This is a genomic window from Rhodanobacter sp. UC4452_H20, assembly GCF_052978205.1.
This window is the reverse complement of the sequence record NZ_CM129662.1, coordinates 2,632,341-2,647,698: the sequence shown is the minus strand read 5'-3', so window position 1 is coordinate 2,647,698 and position 15,358 is coordinate 2,632,341. Positions and strand designations below refer to the sequence as shown.

The following is a 15,358-nucleotide window of genomic DNA, read 5'->3' as shown; positions in this document are numbered from 1 at the left end:
GCGGGCCCGAAGCGTCATCCGGTGCTTCCGTTGTGCGCTGCGCGTCCCTGCGCAACGGGTTGCCGTTGACCGCTTACGGCGTGTAGCTGCCGGTCAGCGTGACGCCGCTGTAGCTGCGGTAGGCGCGCACCATGATGTAGTAGGTGCCCGGGGTCGGTGCCGACGCAGTGCAGCTCTCGCTGTTGCCCGAAATGTAGGGGCGGCAGTCGTAGCTGCTGGTAGTCGGCGTGGAACCGAGCTTGACGTACAGGTCGGCGTCGCCGGTGCCGCCGGCGATCTTGATGTTGAGGTTGCTGGCCCCGCTCGGCACCACCATCGTGTAGTACACGGCGTTGCCCGTGCTCGCGCTCAGGCCGGATACCGGCACGCCGTTCTGCAGCACGTTGCCGCCACCGCCACCGCCGCTGCCGGTGCTCCAGGTCGCCTTGACGCTGACGCCCGAGAACGCCTGGTAGCCATTCAACATCACGTAGTAGGTGCCCGCTTGCGGCGAGGCCACGGTGCAGCTCTCGTTGTTGCCGGTGAGATACGGCCGGCAGTCGTAGCTGGACAGGGTCGGGGCGGAACCGAACTTCGTGTACAGGTCCGCGTCGCCGGTGCCGCCGGACTCGGAGATCACCAGGTTGCTGGCGCCGGCCGGGATCACCACGGTGTAGAACAGCTGGGCACCCTGGGCGCCGGACTGGCCGGTGAGCGCCACGCCGTTCTGCAACTGGTTGCCGCCACCGCCGCTGGAGCTGACCGTCACCGATTGCGTCTTGGTGTTGGTCGCGCCGTCGTTGTCGGTCACCGTCAGCGACACGCTGTAGGTGCCGGCCGCCGCATAGGTGTGGCTGGGGTTGGTCGCGGTGGAGGTGGCGCCGTCGCCGAAGTTCCACGAGCGCGAGGCGATCGAGCCGTCGCTGTCGGTGGAGCTGTCGGTGAAGTTCACGGTCAGGCCGCTGATCGAATCGCTGAAGTTGGCGACCGGCGGCACGTTGGCCGGCGGCGAACTGCCGCCGATGTCGCTGGCCGCGCCGCTGATGATCAGTTCGCCGCGACCGGTGGCCAGGTCATAGCCGGCGCTCGCCGTCTCGCCGCCGTTGTTGCCCGAGGTGATGTCGTGGAAGTCGGACGCGGGCAGCTGGTACAGCAGCGGTGCGGCAAAGCCGACGCCGGAACCCTTGATCGCGATGATCCGCGCCCACGCGCCGGCAAACAGCGGTGCCGACAGGCTGGTGCCGCCGTACTGCTGGGTGGCGCCGCTGACGATGATCTTCGCGCCCGAGTTCGGGTCGGCATCGTAGGCGATGTCCGGCAGGCCGCGCGTGCTGCCCGGGGCCACGCCGTTCTGCCAGCTCGGCTGCGGCTCGAAGGTGCTGGAGCTGCCGCCGCCGCTGGTCCACACGGTGGCGCTGTTCCAGGTGGTGGTCGATGCGTTCAGCGTGGTGCCGCCCACCGCCACCACGTATTGCGAGGCGGCCGGCCAGCTCGGCGTGACGCCGCCGTCGCCGCACTCGTCCGCGCCGGAGTCGCCGGTGGAGATCGAGAAGGTCTGCCCCTGCGCCACGGCCTGCTGGAAGATCTGGTCCTGCGCCGCGGCCGAGCCGTCGCTCTGCGCGCTGGTTTCGCACTCACCCAGCGAGACGTTGATGATCTTGGTCGCGTTGGCGTTGACGATGGTGTTGAAGTCCGCCGTCAGGTTGCTGTTGGACAGCGTGGGGATGTTGTAGAAGATCAGGCTGCCGACATGGCCGCCGGCCATGCCGACGATGTCCTGGCTGTCCAGGCTCCACTCGCCCAGGCCGCTGGTGTCGCTGCTGGTGCCGTTGGTGTTGACCGTCTGCGTGGTCACCGTCGGCAGGCCGTTCTGCGAGGTGAACGTGTTGAGGTCGGTAATCGTCTGGGTGATCTTGCCCTGGGTGACGATGCCCACCGGCACGCCGGCCGCCGTGGTCACGCCGCTGCCGCCGTAGATCGAGGCAAACTCGACCGGGTTGTGGCCGGTCACTGCCTGCGTGGTGTAACCCGATTGCATCGGCTTGGCGAAGGTGTGCGCCTGGTGCACGCTCTGCAAGCCGATCACCGACAGCACCACGTCCTGCAGCGAGGCAGGGATGTGCACGTCGTCGTTGTGCATGTACGCCATGCGGCCATCCTTGGTGCGCACCTGGGCAAACGTGGTCTTGAACGCGGCGCCGGCGGTATCGGCGCGGCCATCGGCCGACACCAGCATCCGGTTTGGCGAGATCTGCACGTTGGTGAAGCCGGCTGCGCGCAGCCAGGCCGCCACTCTGTTCGCCTGCGTGGCGGTGGGCGAATAGCTGGTGACGAACTGCGGCGTCGTCATCGAGCGCTGCACCATCGACAGCGGCGAGCTCTTGGCGGTGGCGATGAAGCTGTGCAGCTGGGCCGGGTTGCGCAGTTTCAGCGCCACCTCGATGTGCATCGGCTGTGCGCTGGACAGCGGGCCGCTGACCACGTCGCCCTGACGCAGCACGGTGGCGTGCTGGTTCAGCGCGACGAAAGTGGTGCCGCTGGTGATGCTGGCTGGCGTGGCGCCCAGCGCACCGGCTGCCGCGAAACTGATCGCGGCGGCCAGCAACTTGAGACGATGATGACTTGGCATGGTGACTCCCGAAGTTTTTTGAGGCAAAGCGCTGCCCTGAGACTGCCCGCGCCTCATTGGTTGATTTGCCGCGCGTGCACGGCATCCGTGATTTTTTGAAGCGGACCGACGATCCCGTACCCGCTTCGGTCGGCCCTCCCCTGGTGAGTCCTTGAGGGCCAGCTGCGGGCATGTCGCATGCCATTGACTGCAGGCCATGCGTCATTGCATGGCTGCTTGACAGGATCATTCGCCAAACTCCCCGTTGGCGAACCGCACGACGGTATGGCGCTGCGATTAATCCGGTCAATAGGACTTTTTCCGGCTCGCAGTGATTTTCGTCACAACGGTTCGAGCGTCATCGGGCGGTCCCGGATGGCGTAATTATTTGCGGTATGTTGCGCTGCGTCCGCTTGCTCGGGAGCCCGGCTGAAACGGCGCCATGAAAGGCATGGGCGGCAGCGCTGGTGATGAAGGATTCCATCAGGCAAGGTCTCCCTTCCTGGATTATTCAGCGATTTCACGTGGCCCGCGAACATAATCGCATTGTCGAATGAAATTACGTTTTCCGCAGCGCCGCGCGGCGAAAGAACTTGCCGAATGGAGTGTTGCCCGGAAGTGCGCCCTGCGACCCCGAACAGCATGCCGCGGTCAGTTTCGATTCAGACTGCACCGGCGGGTCGGCATGCGTCGTTTGGTGACGCGTGCGACCATGGCCGGATGTCTATCCCCGCAACGCCCCGACTCGCCGTCATCGGCGGTGGCCCCGCCGGCCTGATGGCGGCGGAGACCGCGCGCGCCGCGGGCGTCGAGGTGGACCTGTACGACGCGATGGGCTCGGTCGGGCGCAAGTTTCTCCTGGCCGGCAAGGGCGGCCTCAACCTCACCCACGGCGAGGCGCCGGATCGGTTCGTGGCCCGCTATGGCGCGCGCCAGGCGGAGGTCGGCCGCTGGCTGGCCGTGTTCGATGCGCCGGCATTGCGCGCGTGGGCGGCCGAGCTTGGCGTGGAGACCTTCGTCGGCAGTTCCGGTCGCGTGTTTCCGCAGGATCTGAAGGCGGCGCCGCTGCTGCGTCGCTGGGTTCGCCGCGTGCGCGACGCGGGCGTGGGTTTCCACATGCATCATCGCTGGCTCGGCTGGCAGGCGGATGGCGCGCTGCGTTTCGCCACGCCGCAAGGTGAGCGGATGATCCACGCCGGCGCGACGATCCTCGCGCTCGGTGGCGCCAGCTGGCCGCAACTGGGCTCCGACGGCGGCTGGGTGGCACCGCTGCAACGCGCCGGCATCGACATCGCGCCGCTGCAGAGCGCGAACTGCGGTTTCGAGCTCGACTGGAGCGACCACCTGTGCAGTCGCTTCGCCGGCGCTCCGCTGAAACCGGTGGTGGCGCACTGGGTGGACCGCGACGGCACGGCCCGTTCGCGTCAGGGCGAATTCGTGCTCAGCGAATACGGCATCGAGGGCAGCCTGGTCTACGCGATCGGCGCCGAGCTGCGCGAGCAGATCGCCGCGCGCGGCGAGGCCGGCTTGATGCTGGACCTGGTGCCGGGCTACGCGCAGGCGGTGCTGGCCGAACGCCTCGCCGCACCGCGCGGCAAGCACAGCATCGGCGACTGGCTGCGCCGCCGCGCCGGGCTGGACGCGGCGAAGTGCGCGCTGGTGTTCGAGCTTGCCGACAAGGCCACGCTGGCCGATCCGCTCGCGCTGGCCGCGCAGCTGAAGGCCTTGCCGTTGCGGTTGCGCGGGCCGCGGCCGATCGCCGAGGCGATCAGCACCGCCGGCGGCGTGCGGCTCGAAGCGCTCGATGCCGGCCTGATGCTGCGCGCCCGCCCGGGCACGTTCTGCGCCGGCGAAATGCTGGACTGGGAGGCACCCACCGGCGGCTATCTGCTCACCGCCTGCTTCGCCGGCGGCCTGCTCGCCGGCCGCGCTGCCGCGCGCTGGCTGGGCCGCTGAGATCCCGCCGGCTCAACGCGCGGGCTGTATCACCAACTCGATCTCGAACAGCTTCGGCCAGTGCTTGCCGGTGACGAACAGGCGCTTGCCGCGTGCGTCCCAGGCGATGCCGTTGAGTACGTCGTTCATCGGCACCGGCAAGCTGTTCACGTCGAACAGGCCGGTCAGGTCGATCCAGCCGACGACATGGCCGCTGGCCGGATCGATGCGCGCGATGCGGTTGGTCAGCCAGATGTTGGCGTAGATCTCGCCGTCCACCCATTCCAGCTCATTGAGGTTGGTCACCGGCGCGCCGTCGGCGGTGACGGTGATGCTGCCCACGCGGGCCAGCGTGGCCGGGTCGAGGATGCGCAGCACCGACGACCCGTCGCTCATGTAGATGCGGCGCTCGTCGCGGGTCAGCGCCCAGCCTTCGCCGGGATAGCTGAAGCTGCGGCGCAGCTTGAAGTCGTCCAGGCCGTAGACGAAACCGGTCCCGGCCTGCCAGGTAAGCTGGATCAGCTCGCCGTTCCACGCGACGATGCCTTCGCCGAAATACTGCGCGGGCAAGTCCAGTCGCTGCAGCACCTTGCCGGTTTCCAGCTGCACCTTGCGCACGCTTGAGGCACCTTTCTCGCCGGTGCTCTCGTACAGAAAGCCGTCCTTGTAGAACAGCCCCTCGGTGTAGGCCGAGGTGTCGTGCGGATAGGCACGCACCACGCGGTAGCCATAGGTCGGGATCGCCGCACCGCAGGCGGTAGTGGCAAGCAGCAGGGCAAGCAGGGTGAGCAGGCGTCGCATGCGGGCCTCCGTGGGGTCAGTTCAGCGCGCGCACGCGGAAGTTGCGGCCCTTGATCTTGCCGGCGCGCAGGCGCTCCAGCGCCTTGTTGGCCAGCGCGCGGCTGATCGCCACGTAGGCGCGGGTGGCGAACACGTCGATCTTGCCGATGTCCCCGGCGATGAGGCCCGCGTCGCCGGTGAGCGCGCCCAGGATGTCGCCGGGGCGCAGCTTGTCCTGGCGGCCGGCGTCGATCACCAGGGTCTTCATCGGCGCCAGGTGCAGGGCCTTGCCGCGTGGCGGCGCGATCTTCAGCGGGCGCCACGGCAGCGGCGTCCCGTTCAGCGCCTCGATGTTCGCCGCCTTCGGCCGCTCGCGCGGCGTGCACAAGGTGATCGCCAGGCCCGATTCGCCCGCGCGGCCGGTGCGACCGATGCGATGGGTATGGGTTTCCGGGTCGTGCGCGACGTCGTAGCTGACCACCAGCGGCAGCGCCACGATGTCCAGCCCGCGCGCAGCCACGTCGGTGGCCACCAGCACGGCGCAGCTGTGGTTGGCGAAGCGCACCAGCACCTCGTCGCGGTCGCGCTGTTCCATGTCGCCGTGCAGGGCCAGCGCGGAGTAGCCGCGGCGGTCGAGTTCCTGCGCCACCGCGTCGACGTCGCGGCGCATGTTGCAGAACACCAGTGCCTGCCCGCCCCGCTCGCCCGCCAGCAACTGCGCCAGCGCATCGGGCTTCTGCGCCGGCTCCACTTCGTGGAAGCGCTGCTCGATCGCGGGCCTCGCGTCGGCTGGCGCATCCACCGTCACTTCAACCGGATCGTTCTGCACGCGCTGGCTCACCGCGCGGATCTCGCCCGGGTACGTGGCCGAAAACAGCAGGGTCTGATGGTGTTTCGCGATGCGCGAGATGATGTCGTCGATCGCCTCGGCAAAACCCATGTCGAGCATGCGGTCGGCCTCGTCCAGCACCAGCACCTTGATGCCGCCGCCGTGCAGGCTCTGCCGCTTCAGGTGTTCCTGCACGCGGCCAGGCGTGCCCACCACGATGTGCGGGTCGTGCGTCAGCGAGGCGAGTTGCGGACCCAGCGGCATGCCGCCGCACAGGGTCAGCAGCTTCACGTTGGGGATGTTCGCGGCCAGCTTGCGGATCGCCTTGCTGACCTGGTCGGCCAGTTCGCGGGTGGGGCAGAGCACCAGCGCCTGCAGCCGGATCGTGTCCACGTCCAGTGCCTGCAGCAGGCTCAAGCCGAATGCCGCCGTCTTGCCGCTGCCGGTCTGCGCCTGCGCGATCACGTCGCAACCTTCGAGCATCGGCGGCAGGCTCTGCGCCTGCACCGGGGTCATGTCGGTGTAGCCAAGCGCGTCGACGCTGGCGAGCAGGGCGGGTTTGAGCGGGAGGGTGCTGAAGGCGGTCATGGGCGCATGATCGCATCTTGGGCGGGGGGTTCGCTGGGCGTGTGCCGTGGGGCACGCCGCCCGGGCTTGCATCCGCAAGCCGCGTACCCGACCCTGTACGGCCCCGCCACAGCAGTCACCGCCATGGATACCGTGTTCATCGAAGACCTGCGCATCGACGCCGTCATCGGCATCTACGACTGGGAGCGCCGCGTGCGGCAGACGCTGTCGTTCGACATCGAGATGGCTTTCGACAACACGGTGCCCGCGGCCAGCGACGACATTGCCCTGACGCTCAACTACAAGGACGTGTCCAAGCGGCTGATCGGTTACGTCGGCGCATCGAGCTTCGGCCTGGTCGAGACGCTGGCCGAGCGCTGCGCGGCGATCATCCGCGAGGAGTTCGGCGTGCGTTGGGTGCGCTTGAAACTGTCCAAGCCCGGTGCGGTGCGCGGCGCGAAGGCGGTGGGTGTGTGCATCGAGCGCGGCACGCGGTCGCCATAGCGCCTGCGTCGAAAGGCCCGCCGGGGTTGTTGCGGTGCCGCCTGGCCGCCATGCTTGTCAGGATTGGCCACGTGCCTTCCGCGGTCCATGCCGCCCCGTCCTGCCCGCTGACCATGGCGCGGGCTCCGAGCCGACAGGAACGAATTGATGCAGACCTTGCAGAACTTTCTCGACCTTCCCTGGATGCGCACCGCGCTGGGCGTCATCGCGCTGCTGGCGCTGGCCTGGCTTGCCGGTCAACTGGCGCAGCGACTGCTGCTGCGCGTGGTGCGCGGCATCGCCCGGCGCACGACCTGGAAATGGGATGACGCCCTGTTCCGGCGCCACACCTTCCAGTGGCTGGCGCGGATGGTGCCGGCACTGGCGATCCAGTACGGCATCATGCTGGTGCCGGGCGTATCGCCTCGTATCGAGGTGCTGGTCGGCAACCTGATGACGGCGTTGCTGGTGTTCTTCGTGGTGATGGCGATCAGTGCCGCGCTGTCGGCGCTGGAGGATCTCTACCGGGAGACCCCGCGCGGGCAGCAGCGATCGATCAAGGGCCTGGTGCAACTGGTGAAGCTCGGCCTGTTCGTCGTTGCCGGATTGATCATCATCGCGGCGGTCACCGGCAAGCACATTGGCCTGCTGCTGTCCGGGCTGGGCGCGATGTCGGCGGTGCTGATGCTGATCTTCAAGGACACCATCCTGGGCTTCGTGGCCGGCGTGCAGTTGTCGTCGAACGACATGCTGCGGGTCGGCGACTGGATCGAGATGCCGCAGCTCAATGCCGATGGCGACGTGATCGACATAGCGCTGCACACGGTCAAGGTGCGCAACTGGGACAAGACCATCACCAGCATCCCCAGCTGGCGCCTGATCAGCGACTCGTACAAGAACTGGCGCGGCATGCAGGAGACGGGCGGGCGGCGGATCAAGCGTGCGCTTTATATCGATGCGGCCAGCGTGCGCTTTCTCGATGCGGACACGCTGGGGCGGCTGGCCGAGTTGCGCCTGCTGGCCGACTACCTGCCCTCCAGGCAGCAGGAAGTGGCGCGGTGGAACGCAGCACTCGGCGAGGCCGGCGAAGTGGCCGGCAATCGTCGCCGGCTCACCAACCTGGGCACCTTCCGCGCCTATGCGCAGGCCTACCTCGACACTCATCCGGAAATCCACCACGGGCTGTTCTGCCTGGTGCGCCAGCTCGCCAGCGGCCCGCAGGGCATTCCGCTGGAGCTGTATTGCTTCACCGCCAGCGTGGCCTGGGCGGACTACGAGAACACCCAGAGCGATATCTTCGACCACCTGTTTGCGCTCCTGCCCGAGTTCGGCCTGGCGCTGTACCAGCAGCCGTCGGGGCAGGACGTGCGCGCCGCGCTGGCGTACCGGCAGGAACAGTCGCTACGCCTGGCGGCGGGTGGTCGAGACGATGGTGCGTGTCTACCTGAGTCTGGGGTCCAACCTCGAACCGCGGAAACATCTCGTCGCGGCCATCGACGCCTTGCGCGAACGCTTCGGCGAAATCACGGTGTCGCCGGCGTACCGCAGCGCGTCGGTGGGTTTCGAGGGCGCCGAGTTCGTGAACCTCGCGGTGGCGCTGGATACCGACCTGACCCCGCAGGCGCTGAACGACTGGCTGCACGCGCTGGAAGATCGCCACGGCCGGCGCCGCGACGTGCCGCGCTATTCGGACCGCACGCTGGACATCGACATCGTGTTCTACGACGCGCTGGTCATCGACGGCCCCGGCCATCTGCAGATTCCGCGCAACGAGTTGCGGCACGCCTTCGTGCTGCGTCCGATCACCGATATCGCACCGGATTTTCGCCACCCGGTCAGCGGCTTGAGCATGGCCGAGTTGTGGGCGGCGTTTCCGCGACAGCGCGAACCCTTGCAGATGGAATCGCTGGCGGATTGAACAGGTACACTGCAGCGCACGCGGTGTGGGTGCTGGCGGGGCGCATCACCGGCGCAGGGCGGGCACGGCCCGCCGGCTTTTTTCCCGGTGACGGCAACAGCGGCGGACGGTGCGTGCCCTGCAAGACAAGTCGGATCCAGACACGAAGGGGAAACAATCATGGCCGGAAAATTCGCGCGCAGCTGGGCGTTGATGAAGGCGAGCGCGGCGGTGCTGCGCTCGGACAAGTCGCTGCTGGTATTCCCGCTGCTGTCGGGGTTGTGCACGCTGCTGGTGGCGGCCAGTTTCCTGGTGCCGGTCGCGGTCATGGCGATCGGCGGCGAGCATGCGGGGCAGGAGATCCAGGAGCGCCTGTCGGTGGGTGCCTACCTGCTGATGTTCGCGTTCTACCTGGTGCAGTACTTCGTGATCATCTTCTTCCAGACCGCGCTGACCGGCGTGGCGCTGATGCATCTGCGCGGCGAGCCGACCAGCGTGGGAGCGGGCTTCGCGCTGGCGCGCGCCAGGTTGCCGCAGATCCTCGGCTATGCCTTGATCGCCGCCACCGTCGGCCTGCTCCTGCGCATGGTGCAGGAGCGCCTGGGCCTGATCGGCCGCTTCGTGGTCGGCCTGATCGGCCTGGCCTGGACGGTGGCCACCTTCCTGGTGGTGCCGGTGCTGGCGAGCAGGGACATCGGCCCGATCGACGCGGTCAAGCACAGCGTGGAACTGCTCAAGCGCAGCTGGGGCGAGAACCTGATCGGCCAAGGCGGCATCGGCGTGGTGTTCGGCCTGCTGATGTTGGTGGCGGTGCTGGTCGGCGCGCTGCTGGTCGGCGGCGCCATCGCCATGCATTCGATCGTGGCGGCGGTGGCGGCAGTGGTGATTGTGGTGCTCGGCTTCATCCTGCTCGGGCTGATCCAGTCCGCGCTGCAGGGCATCTACGCGGCCGCGCTCTATCGCTATGCCGAGGCGGGCGAGGCCAGCGCGGGCTTCGACCAGGCCCTGTTGCAGCAGGCCTTCGCGCCGAAGAAGAAATGACGCTGCCGATTCACTCCGCCGGCACCTCGCAGAAGCCCGCTCGCGGGCGATGCTTTTGATCGGGATTCGGGATTCCAGGGTCGGAAAAGTATCGCCCGCGGTTCCTACACCGACAGCGTGCGCCCGCCGTCCACCCGGATGATCTGGCCGGTGACGAACGGCGCGTCGCGCAGCAGCCACAGCACGGTGCCGGCCACGTCGTCGGGCGTGCCGGCGCGCTGCAGGGGCGTGCGCGCGAGCATCGCCTGCTGGTCGGCGTAGGGCTTGCCGTCGCTGGGCCACATCACCGCGCCTGGGGCCACGCCGTTGACCCGCACCGCGGGCGCGAGGTCGAGCGCCAGCGAGCGGGTCATTGCCGCCAGTGCAGCCTTGGCCATGCAGTACAGCGGGTGGTCGGCGAGCGGGCGTTCGGCATAGATGTCGACCAGGTTGACGATGCTGCCGTGCGCGTCGCGCAGCGCCGGCAGCGCGGCCTGGCTCAGGAAGAACGGCGCCTGCGCATTGGAGGCGAACAGCGTGTTCCACTGCGCCGGCGTGACGCTGCCCATCGGCGTCGGAAAGAACGCGGAGGCGTTGTTGACCAGCGCGTCGAGTCGGCCGTAATGCGCCACGACGCTCTCGACGGATGCCGGGAGCGCGGCCAGGTCGGCGAGGTCGGCCTGCACCAGCAGCACGCTGTCGGCGCGTGATGTCCGCAGCTCGTCGGCCAGCGCGTGTGCCTCGTCCGCCGAATGGCGATAGTGCAGCGCCAGGTCGTAGCCGGCCGTGTGCAGGGTGCGCGCGATCACCGCGCCGACGCGGCGCGCGGCGCCGGTGATCAGCGCGACGGGGCGATCAGGGCGTGGCGTCATCGCGGGCATCCGGCAGCAGGTTGGGGACCAGCTTGCCGCAAAGCGGCGCGGGCGTCATCCGCGCGGCGATTTGCGCGACAGCGTGGCGGCATCGTCGCGCGGGTCTTCATCGTCGCGCGCATCCCCGTCGAGCTGCTCCATCACGATGTCGCTTTCGAACAGCGCGATCGCGGTGCCGGCCACCTGCCGGGTGTCGTAGTACGCGTAGGCGCCCACGCCGAGCGCGCCGATCGCCGGCAGCCAGCGCGAGGCGCCCTTGCCCAGCGTGCGCCGGGTCAGCTTGATGCCGATCTGCCGGGCGATGCGCTCGATCACGCCGTGCGACATGCGCCGGAACACCAGTCGATCGCCCATGCGCACCACCAGGTCGCGGAATGCCTGCGCCGCGGTGTGGCGGAACAGGCACCACAGCATCTGTTCGCGCCCCAGCGTGGCGTGGCGACCGTAGGCGGCGGCGATGTCGCTGACCATCTGCGCCTGGATCTTCCAGATCGCGATCAGTTCCGGCAGCAGGGTCAGCCAGCCCAGCGGCCCCGGCGGCAAGGCCAGCGAGCCGGCGGTGACTGCGGCGCGTCGGGCGGCGCGGTCGGCCAGCCGGCGGGCCTCGGTGGCTGGTTGCGGACTGTTGCCGACGGTGCTGTCGGGCACCTCGCTGACGAAATCCAGGATCGCGCCGGTGATCCGGCCGTGGGCGGTCGGCACGACGACGGCGGGTACCTGCTTGCCGGGTGGGGTCATGCGTGGCTCCGATGGCGGACGCCGGACGCGCCCCGCGCCTTCGCAGTCTAGAGGTCGCGCGTGAAGCGCGGGCCAACCGTGCTGTGACCGGCGTGACTTTCGGCCCGGGCGCCTCTTCTGCAGATACAGGAATGTTATAACATTACAAAAACTCCCCACCTCCGGTCTTCGATGAAAGCCTCCCCGATTGCCCTGGCCCTCGCTGCCGCCCTGCTGGCGAGCGGTATCCACGCCGCCGAGCCCACCCCGACCAGCACCGGCGCGCCGGTCGCCGACGACGCCACCGTGGCCGCCGAAGGCAGCGGCGGCCAGCCCCCGCTGCCGGTGCGGGAACTGGGTGAAGTGTCGGTTTCCGCCGCGCTGGACCAGGCGCGCAATGCGCTGTCGCCGGATACCGGCTCCAGCCAGTACGTGATCGACCACAAGGCCATCGTGCAACTGCCGCTGGGCGCGTCCACGCCGATGAGCCAGGTGCTGCTGCAGGCGCCGGGCGTGGTGCAGGATTCCTACGGCGGCCTGCACGTGCGCGGCGACCATGCGAACCTGCAGTACCGCATCAACGGCGTGATCATCCCCGAGTCGATCGGCGGCTTCGGCCAGAGCCTCGACGCGCACATGATCGACACCGTGACGCTGCTCGATGGCGCGCTGCCGGCGCAGTACGGACTGCGCACCGCGGCGGTGGTCGACATCACCACCCGCAACGGCCACGACCTGGGCAACGGCGGCAGCGTCGGCATCACCGGCGGCAGCAACGCCACGCTGAACCCGAACGCGTCGGTGTGGGGCAGCAAGGATCGCTGGAGCTGGTTTTTCACCGGCAACTACCTGGAGAGCGACGCCGGGATCGAGAACCCCACGTCGAGCAGGAAGCCGATCCACGACCACACCGATCAGGTGAAGGGCTTCGGCGACGTCAGCTATCTGATCGACAACGACACCCGCCTGAGCTTGCTGTTCGGCGTCGCCAACAACCGCTACCAGATTCCCAACAACCCGGGGCAGATACCGGCCTTCGGCTATCTCGACACGGTCGATTTCAATTCCGCCGACCTCGACCAGCGCCAGCGCGAGACCACCCGTTTCGGCGTGCTGGCACTGCAGGGCAGGCTGGGTGCGACCGACTACCAGCTGTCGCTGGGCCAGCGTTACAGCCGCCTCGCCTACACGCCGGACCGGATCGGCGAGCTGATGTTCAACGGCGTCGCCTCCAATGTCACCCGCAGCAACCGCGCCAGTACCTTGCAGGCGGATTTCTCCACGCCGCTGGGTGGGCGCCATACCCTGCGCTACGGCATCTGGGGCAGCTTCGAGCGTGCCGTCAGCGGCAACGATGCCTGGGTGTTCCCGGCCAATGCCGATGGCGAACAGGCCAGCACCACGCCGATCAACATTCTCGACAACAGCCGCCTCACCGCGAAAACCTGGTCGGCCTATGTGCAGGACGAATGGAGCCTCGCCGAGAACTGGACGCTGAACGTCGGCCTGCGCGGCGACCGCTACCAACTGGTGCGCAGCGAGAGCCAGCTGAGCCCGCGCCTGGGCCTGGTCTGGCAGGCCAGCGACGGCACCACCGTGCACGCCGGCTACTCGCGCTACTTCACCCCGCCGGCGACCGAGATGATCGCGAGCTTCAACATCGCGAAGTTCGACGGCACCACCAACGCGGTGGCGGACAGCGGCAACAACACGCCGCTGGCCGAGCGTTCGGACTATTTCGACGTGGGCGTCCAGCAACGCCTCGGCGATGCCTGGACGCTGGGCGTGGATGCGTATTACCGCAAGGTGCGGCGCCTGCAGGACGAGGGCCAGTTCGGCTCCGCGCTGGTCTACTCCACCTTCAACTACGCCGAAGGACGGGTGAAGGGCGTGGAGTTCACCGCCAACTACGAGCAGGGGCCGCTGTCGGCATACTTCAATGCGTCGCTCGGCAAGGCCATCGGCAAACGCATCATCAGCAGCCAGTACAACTTCGCGCCGGACGACCTGGCCTGGGTCAACCAGCATTGGATCTTCCTCGACCACGACCAGAAACTCACCTCGTCCGGCGGCGTCAGCTACGCGCTGGATGACGCCACCCGCCTCGGTGCCAACTACCTGTACGGCAGCGGCCTGCGCAAGGACGGCGCGGTGCCGAACGGCGCCTCGTTGCCGGCATACTTCCAGCTCAACCTCAACGTCACGCATGATTTCATGATCGACGACTTCGGCCCGTTGCATGTGCAGCTGGCGCTGATCAACGCGCTGGATCGCACCTACGAGCTGCGCGACGGCAGCGGCATCGGTGTCGGCGCACCGCAGTTCGGCCCGCGCCGCGGCGTGTACCTGAATCTGCAGAAGGATTTCTGAGGGGCGGGGAACAGGGAATGGGGAACAGTGAATCGGAACGGCAAAAGCGGAGGCGGGCTGGCGGTTGCAGACCATCCGTTATGCTTGCCGCGTTTTCATCACCGGCAAGACCGATGCCTTCCCGCCTCCCCGAACCCGGCGCCGACGAACGCGCCCATGCCGACCGCCTGATGCAATTGCTGCGCGAGCAGATCGCCTCGCACGGGCCGATGCCGTTCTCGCAGTACATGGAGCGTTGCCTGTATGCGCCGGGGCTGGGCTATTACAGCGCCGGTCGCACCAAGTTCGGCGCGGCGGGAGACTTCGTCACGGCGCCGGAACTGGGCGAGCTGTTCGCACGTTGCGTGGTGAATGCGTTGCAGCCGGTGCTGGCGATGCTGGGCGGGGAGGCCGACTTCCTCGAACTCGGTGGCGGCAGCGGTGCGTTCGCCGAGGCGGCGTTGAAGACGCTGGCAGCGGGCGACACCTTGCCGCGGCGATACTTGATCCTGGAACCCAGCGCCGACCTGCGCGAGCGCCAGCGCGAACGCCTGCAGGCAAACCTGCCGGCGGAACTCAACGCGCGCGTGGCATGGCTGGATCGCCCGCCCGAGCAGGACTGGCGCGGCGTGCTGTTCGCCAACGAGGTGATCGACGCGCTGCCGGCCACCCGTTTCGCGATGCGCGATGGCGAGGTGTTCGAGGAATATGTGGCGCTGGACGGCGAGGGGCGATTGATGCGCGTCGATCGTCCGGCCGATGCGCTGGTCGCCGGCGCGGTGCGGCACGTCGAACGCGACCTCGGCGCCGAGTTCGCCGACGGCTACCGCTCCGAACTGCTGCCGCAGTTGCCGTACTGGATACAGGCCGTGGCCGGGGCGCTGGTCGCCGGCGTGATGCTGTTCGTCGATTACGGCTACGTGCGCCGCGAGTACTACCTGGCCGAGCGCGACGACGGCACCTTGATGGCGCACTACCGCCACCACGCGCACAACGATCCGCTGTACCTGCCCGGCTTGAACGACCTCACCGCATCGGTGGATTTCACCGCGCTGGCCGAGGCCGGCAACAGCGCGGGTTTCGGCGTGGCCGCGTACATGCCGCAGGCGCAATTCCTGATTGGCGCGGGCTTGCAGCAGGTGTTCGAGCAGCTGCAGCCGGCGGACGAACGCGGCCGCCTCCAGCTGGCGCAGCAGGTGAAGAAGCTGATGCTGCCCGAACAGATGGGCGAGCGCTTCCAGGCGATGCTGCTCGCGCGCGGCATGGAGGCGCTGCCGCTGCCGGCCGAGCTGCTGGCCGCCGATCAGGGCGGCCGGCTCTGA

The 15,358-nt window shown here is 68.3% G+C and carries 11 protein-coding genes and 1 pseudogene; 7 read left to right on the top strand and 5 right to left on the bottom strand.

The genetic code is table 11. The features are described 5' to 3' along the window. Nucleotides 1-73: 73 nt before the first annotated feature. The gene (locus ACVCMC_RS12475; RefSeq protein ID WP_447097506.1) at nucleotides 74-2,608 is read right to left on the bottom strand and encodes a pre-peptidase C-terminal domain-containing protein; all 2,535 of its coding nucleotides are present in this window, start codon (nucleotides 2,606-2,608) and stop codon (nucleotides 74-76) included. Nucleotides 2,609-3,307: 699 nt separating this feature from the next. Here ACVCMC_RS12475 and ACVCMC_RS12470 point away from each other — a divergent pair. Continuing rightward, entirely contained in the window at nucleotides 3,308-4,543 is a 1,236-nt protein-coding gene (locus ACVCMC_RS12470; protein WP_447097505.1) for a TIGR03862 family flavoprotein, read from the top strand. A gap of 12 nt (nucleotides 4,544-4,555) precedes the next feature. Here the strand turns inward: ACVCMC_RS12470 and ACVCMC_RS12465 are convergent, their stop codons facing one another. Beyond that, entirely contained in the window at nucleotides 4,556-5,323 is a 768-nt protein-coding gene (locus ACVCMC_RS12465) for a glutaminyl-peptide cyclotransferase (protein WP_447097504.1), read from the bottom strand. Nucleotides 5,324-5,339: 16 nt separating this feature from the next. Continuing rightward, nucleotides 5,340-6,719, bottom strand: coding sequence for an ATP-dependent RNA helicase DbpA (gene dbpA / locus ACVCMC_RS12460; protein WP_447097503.1), 1,380 nt, complete (start codon nucleotides 6,717-6,719; stop codon nucleotides 5,340-5,342). Nucleotides 6,720-6,842: 123 nt separating this feature from the next. On the opposite strand from dbpA, the gene folB reads away from it, so the two are divergent. From folB to ACVCMC_RS12440, 4 genes and pseudogenes are all read left to right on the top strand, one after another. Beyond that, complete coding sequence (folB, locus tag ACVCMC_RS12455) at nucleotides 6,843-7,202, top strand: dihydroneopterin aldolase (protein WP_395121318.1); 360 nt, start codon at nucleotides 6,843-6,845, stop codon at nucleotides 7,200-7,202. Nucleotides 7,203-7,349: 147 nt separating this feature from the next. Continuing rightward, nucleotides 7,350-8,027: pseudogene (locus tag ACVCMC_RS12450) on the top strand (mechanosensitive ion channel family protein); the annotation flags it as partial. A 583-nt stretch (nucleotides 8,028-8,610) separates the two neighbouring features. Next, a complete protein-coding gene (gene folK / locus ACVCMC_RS12445; RefSeq protein WP_447097502.1) occupies nucleotides 8,611-9,099 on the top strand; it encodes a 2-amino-4-hydroxy-6-hydroxymethyldihydropteridine diphosphokinase in 489 nt (162 codons plus the stop codon). 159 nt (nucleotides 9,100-9,258) lie between these two features. Next, nucleotides 9,259-10,119: a DUF6159 family protein gene (locus ACVCMC_RS12440; protein ID WP_447097501.1), complete on the top strand. Its 861-nt coding sequence runs from the start codon at nucleotides 9,259-9,261 to the stop codon at nucleotides 10,117-10,119. Nucleotides 10,120-10,223: 104 nt separating this feature from the next. Here the strand turns inward: ACVCMC_RS12440 and ACVCMC_RS12435 are convergent, their stop codons facing one another. Together ACVCMC_RS12435 and ACVCMC_RS12430 are read right to left on the bottom strand one after the other, a co-directional pair. Then, nucleotides 10,224-10,970, bottom strand: a complete 747-nt coding sequence (locus ACVCMC_RS12435) for a pteridine reductase (protein ID WP_447097500.1) — start codon at nucleotides 10,968-10,970, stop codon at nucleotides 10,224-10,226. Nucleotides 10,971-11,024: 54 nt separating this feature from the next. After that, complete coding sequence (locus tag ACVCMC_RS12430; protein WP_395121029.1) at nucleotides 11,025-11,708, bottom strand: hypothetical protein; 684 nt, start codon at nucleotides 11,706-11,708, stop codon at nucleotides 11,025-11,027. Between the two features lie 171 nt (nucleotides 11,709-11,879). On the opposite strand from ACVCMC_RS12430, the gene ACVCMC_RS12425 reads away from it, so the two are divergent. Together ACVCMC_RS12425 and ACVCMC_RS12420 are read left to right on the top strand one after the other, a co-directional pair. After that, nucleotides 11,880-14,057, top strand: coding sequence for a TonB-dependent receptor (locus ACVCMC_RS12425; RefSeq protein WP_447097499.1), 2,178 nt, complete (start codon nucleotides 11,880-11,882; stop codon nucleotides 14,055-14,057). A 113-nt stretch (nucleotides 14,058-14,170) separates the two neighbouring features. Continuing rightward, nucleotides 14,171-15,358 (top strand): class I SAM-dependent methyltransferase, encoded by a 1,188-nt coding sequence (locus ACVCMC_RS12420; protein ID WP_447097498.1) that lies wholly within the window; start codon nucleotides 14,171-14,173, stop codon nucleotides 15,356-15,358.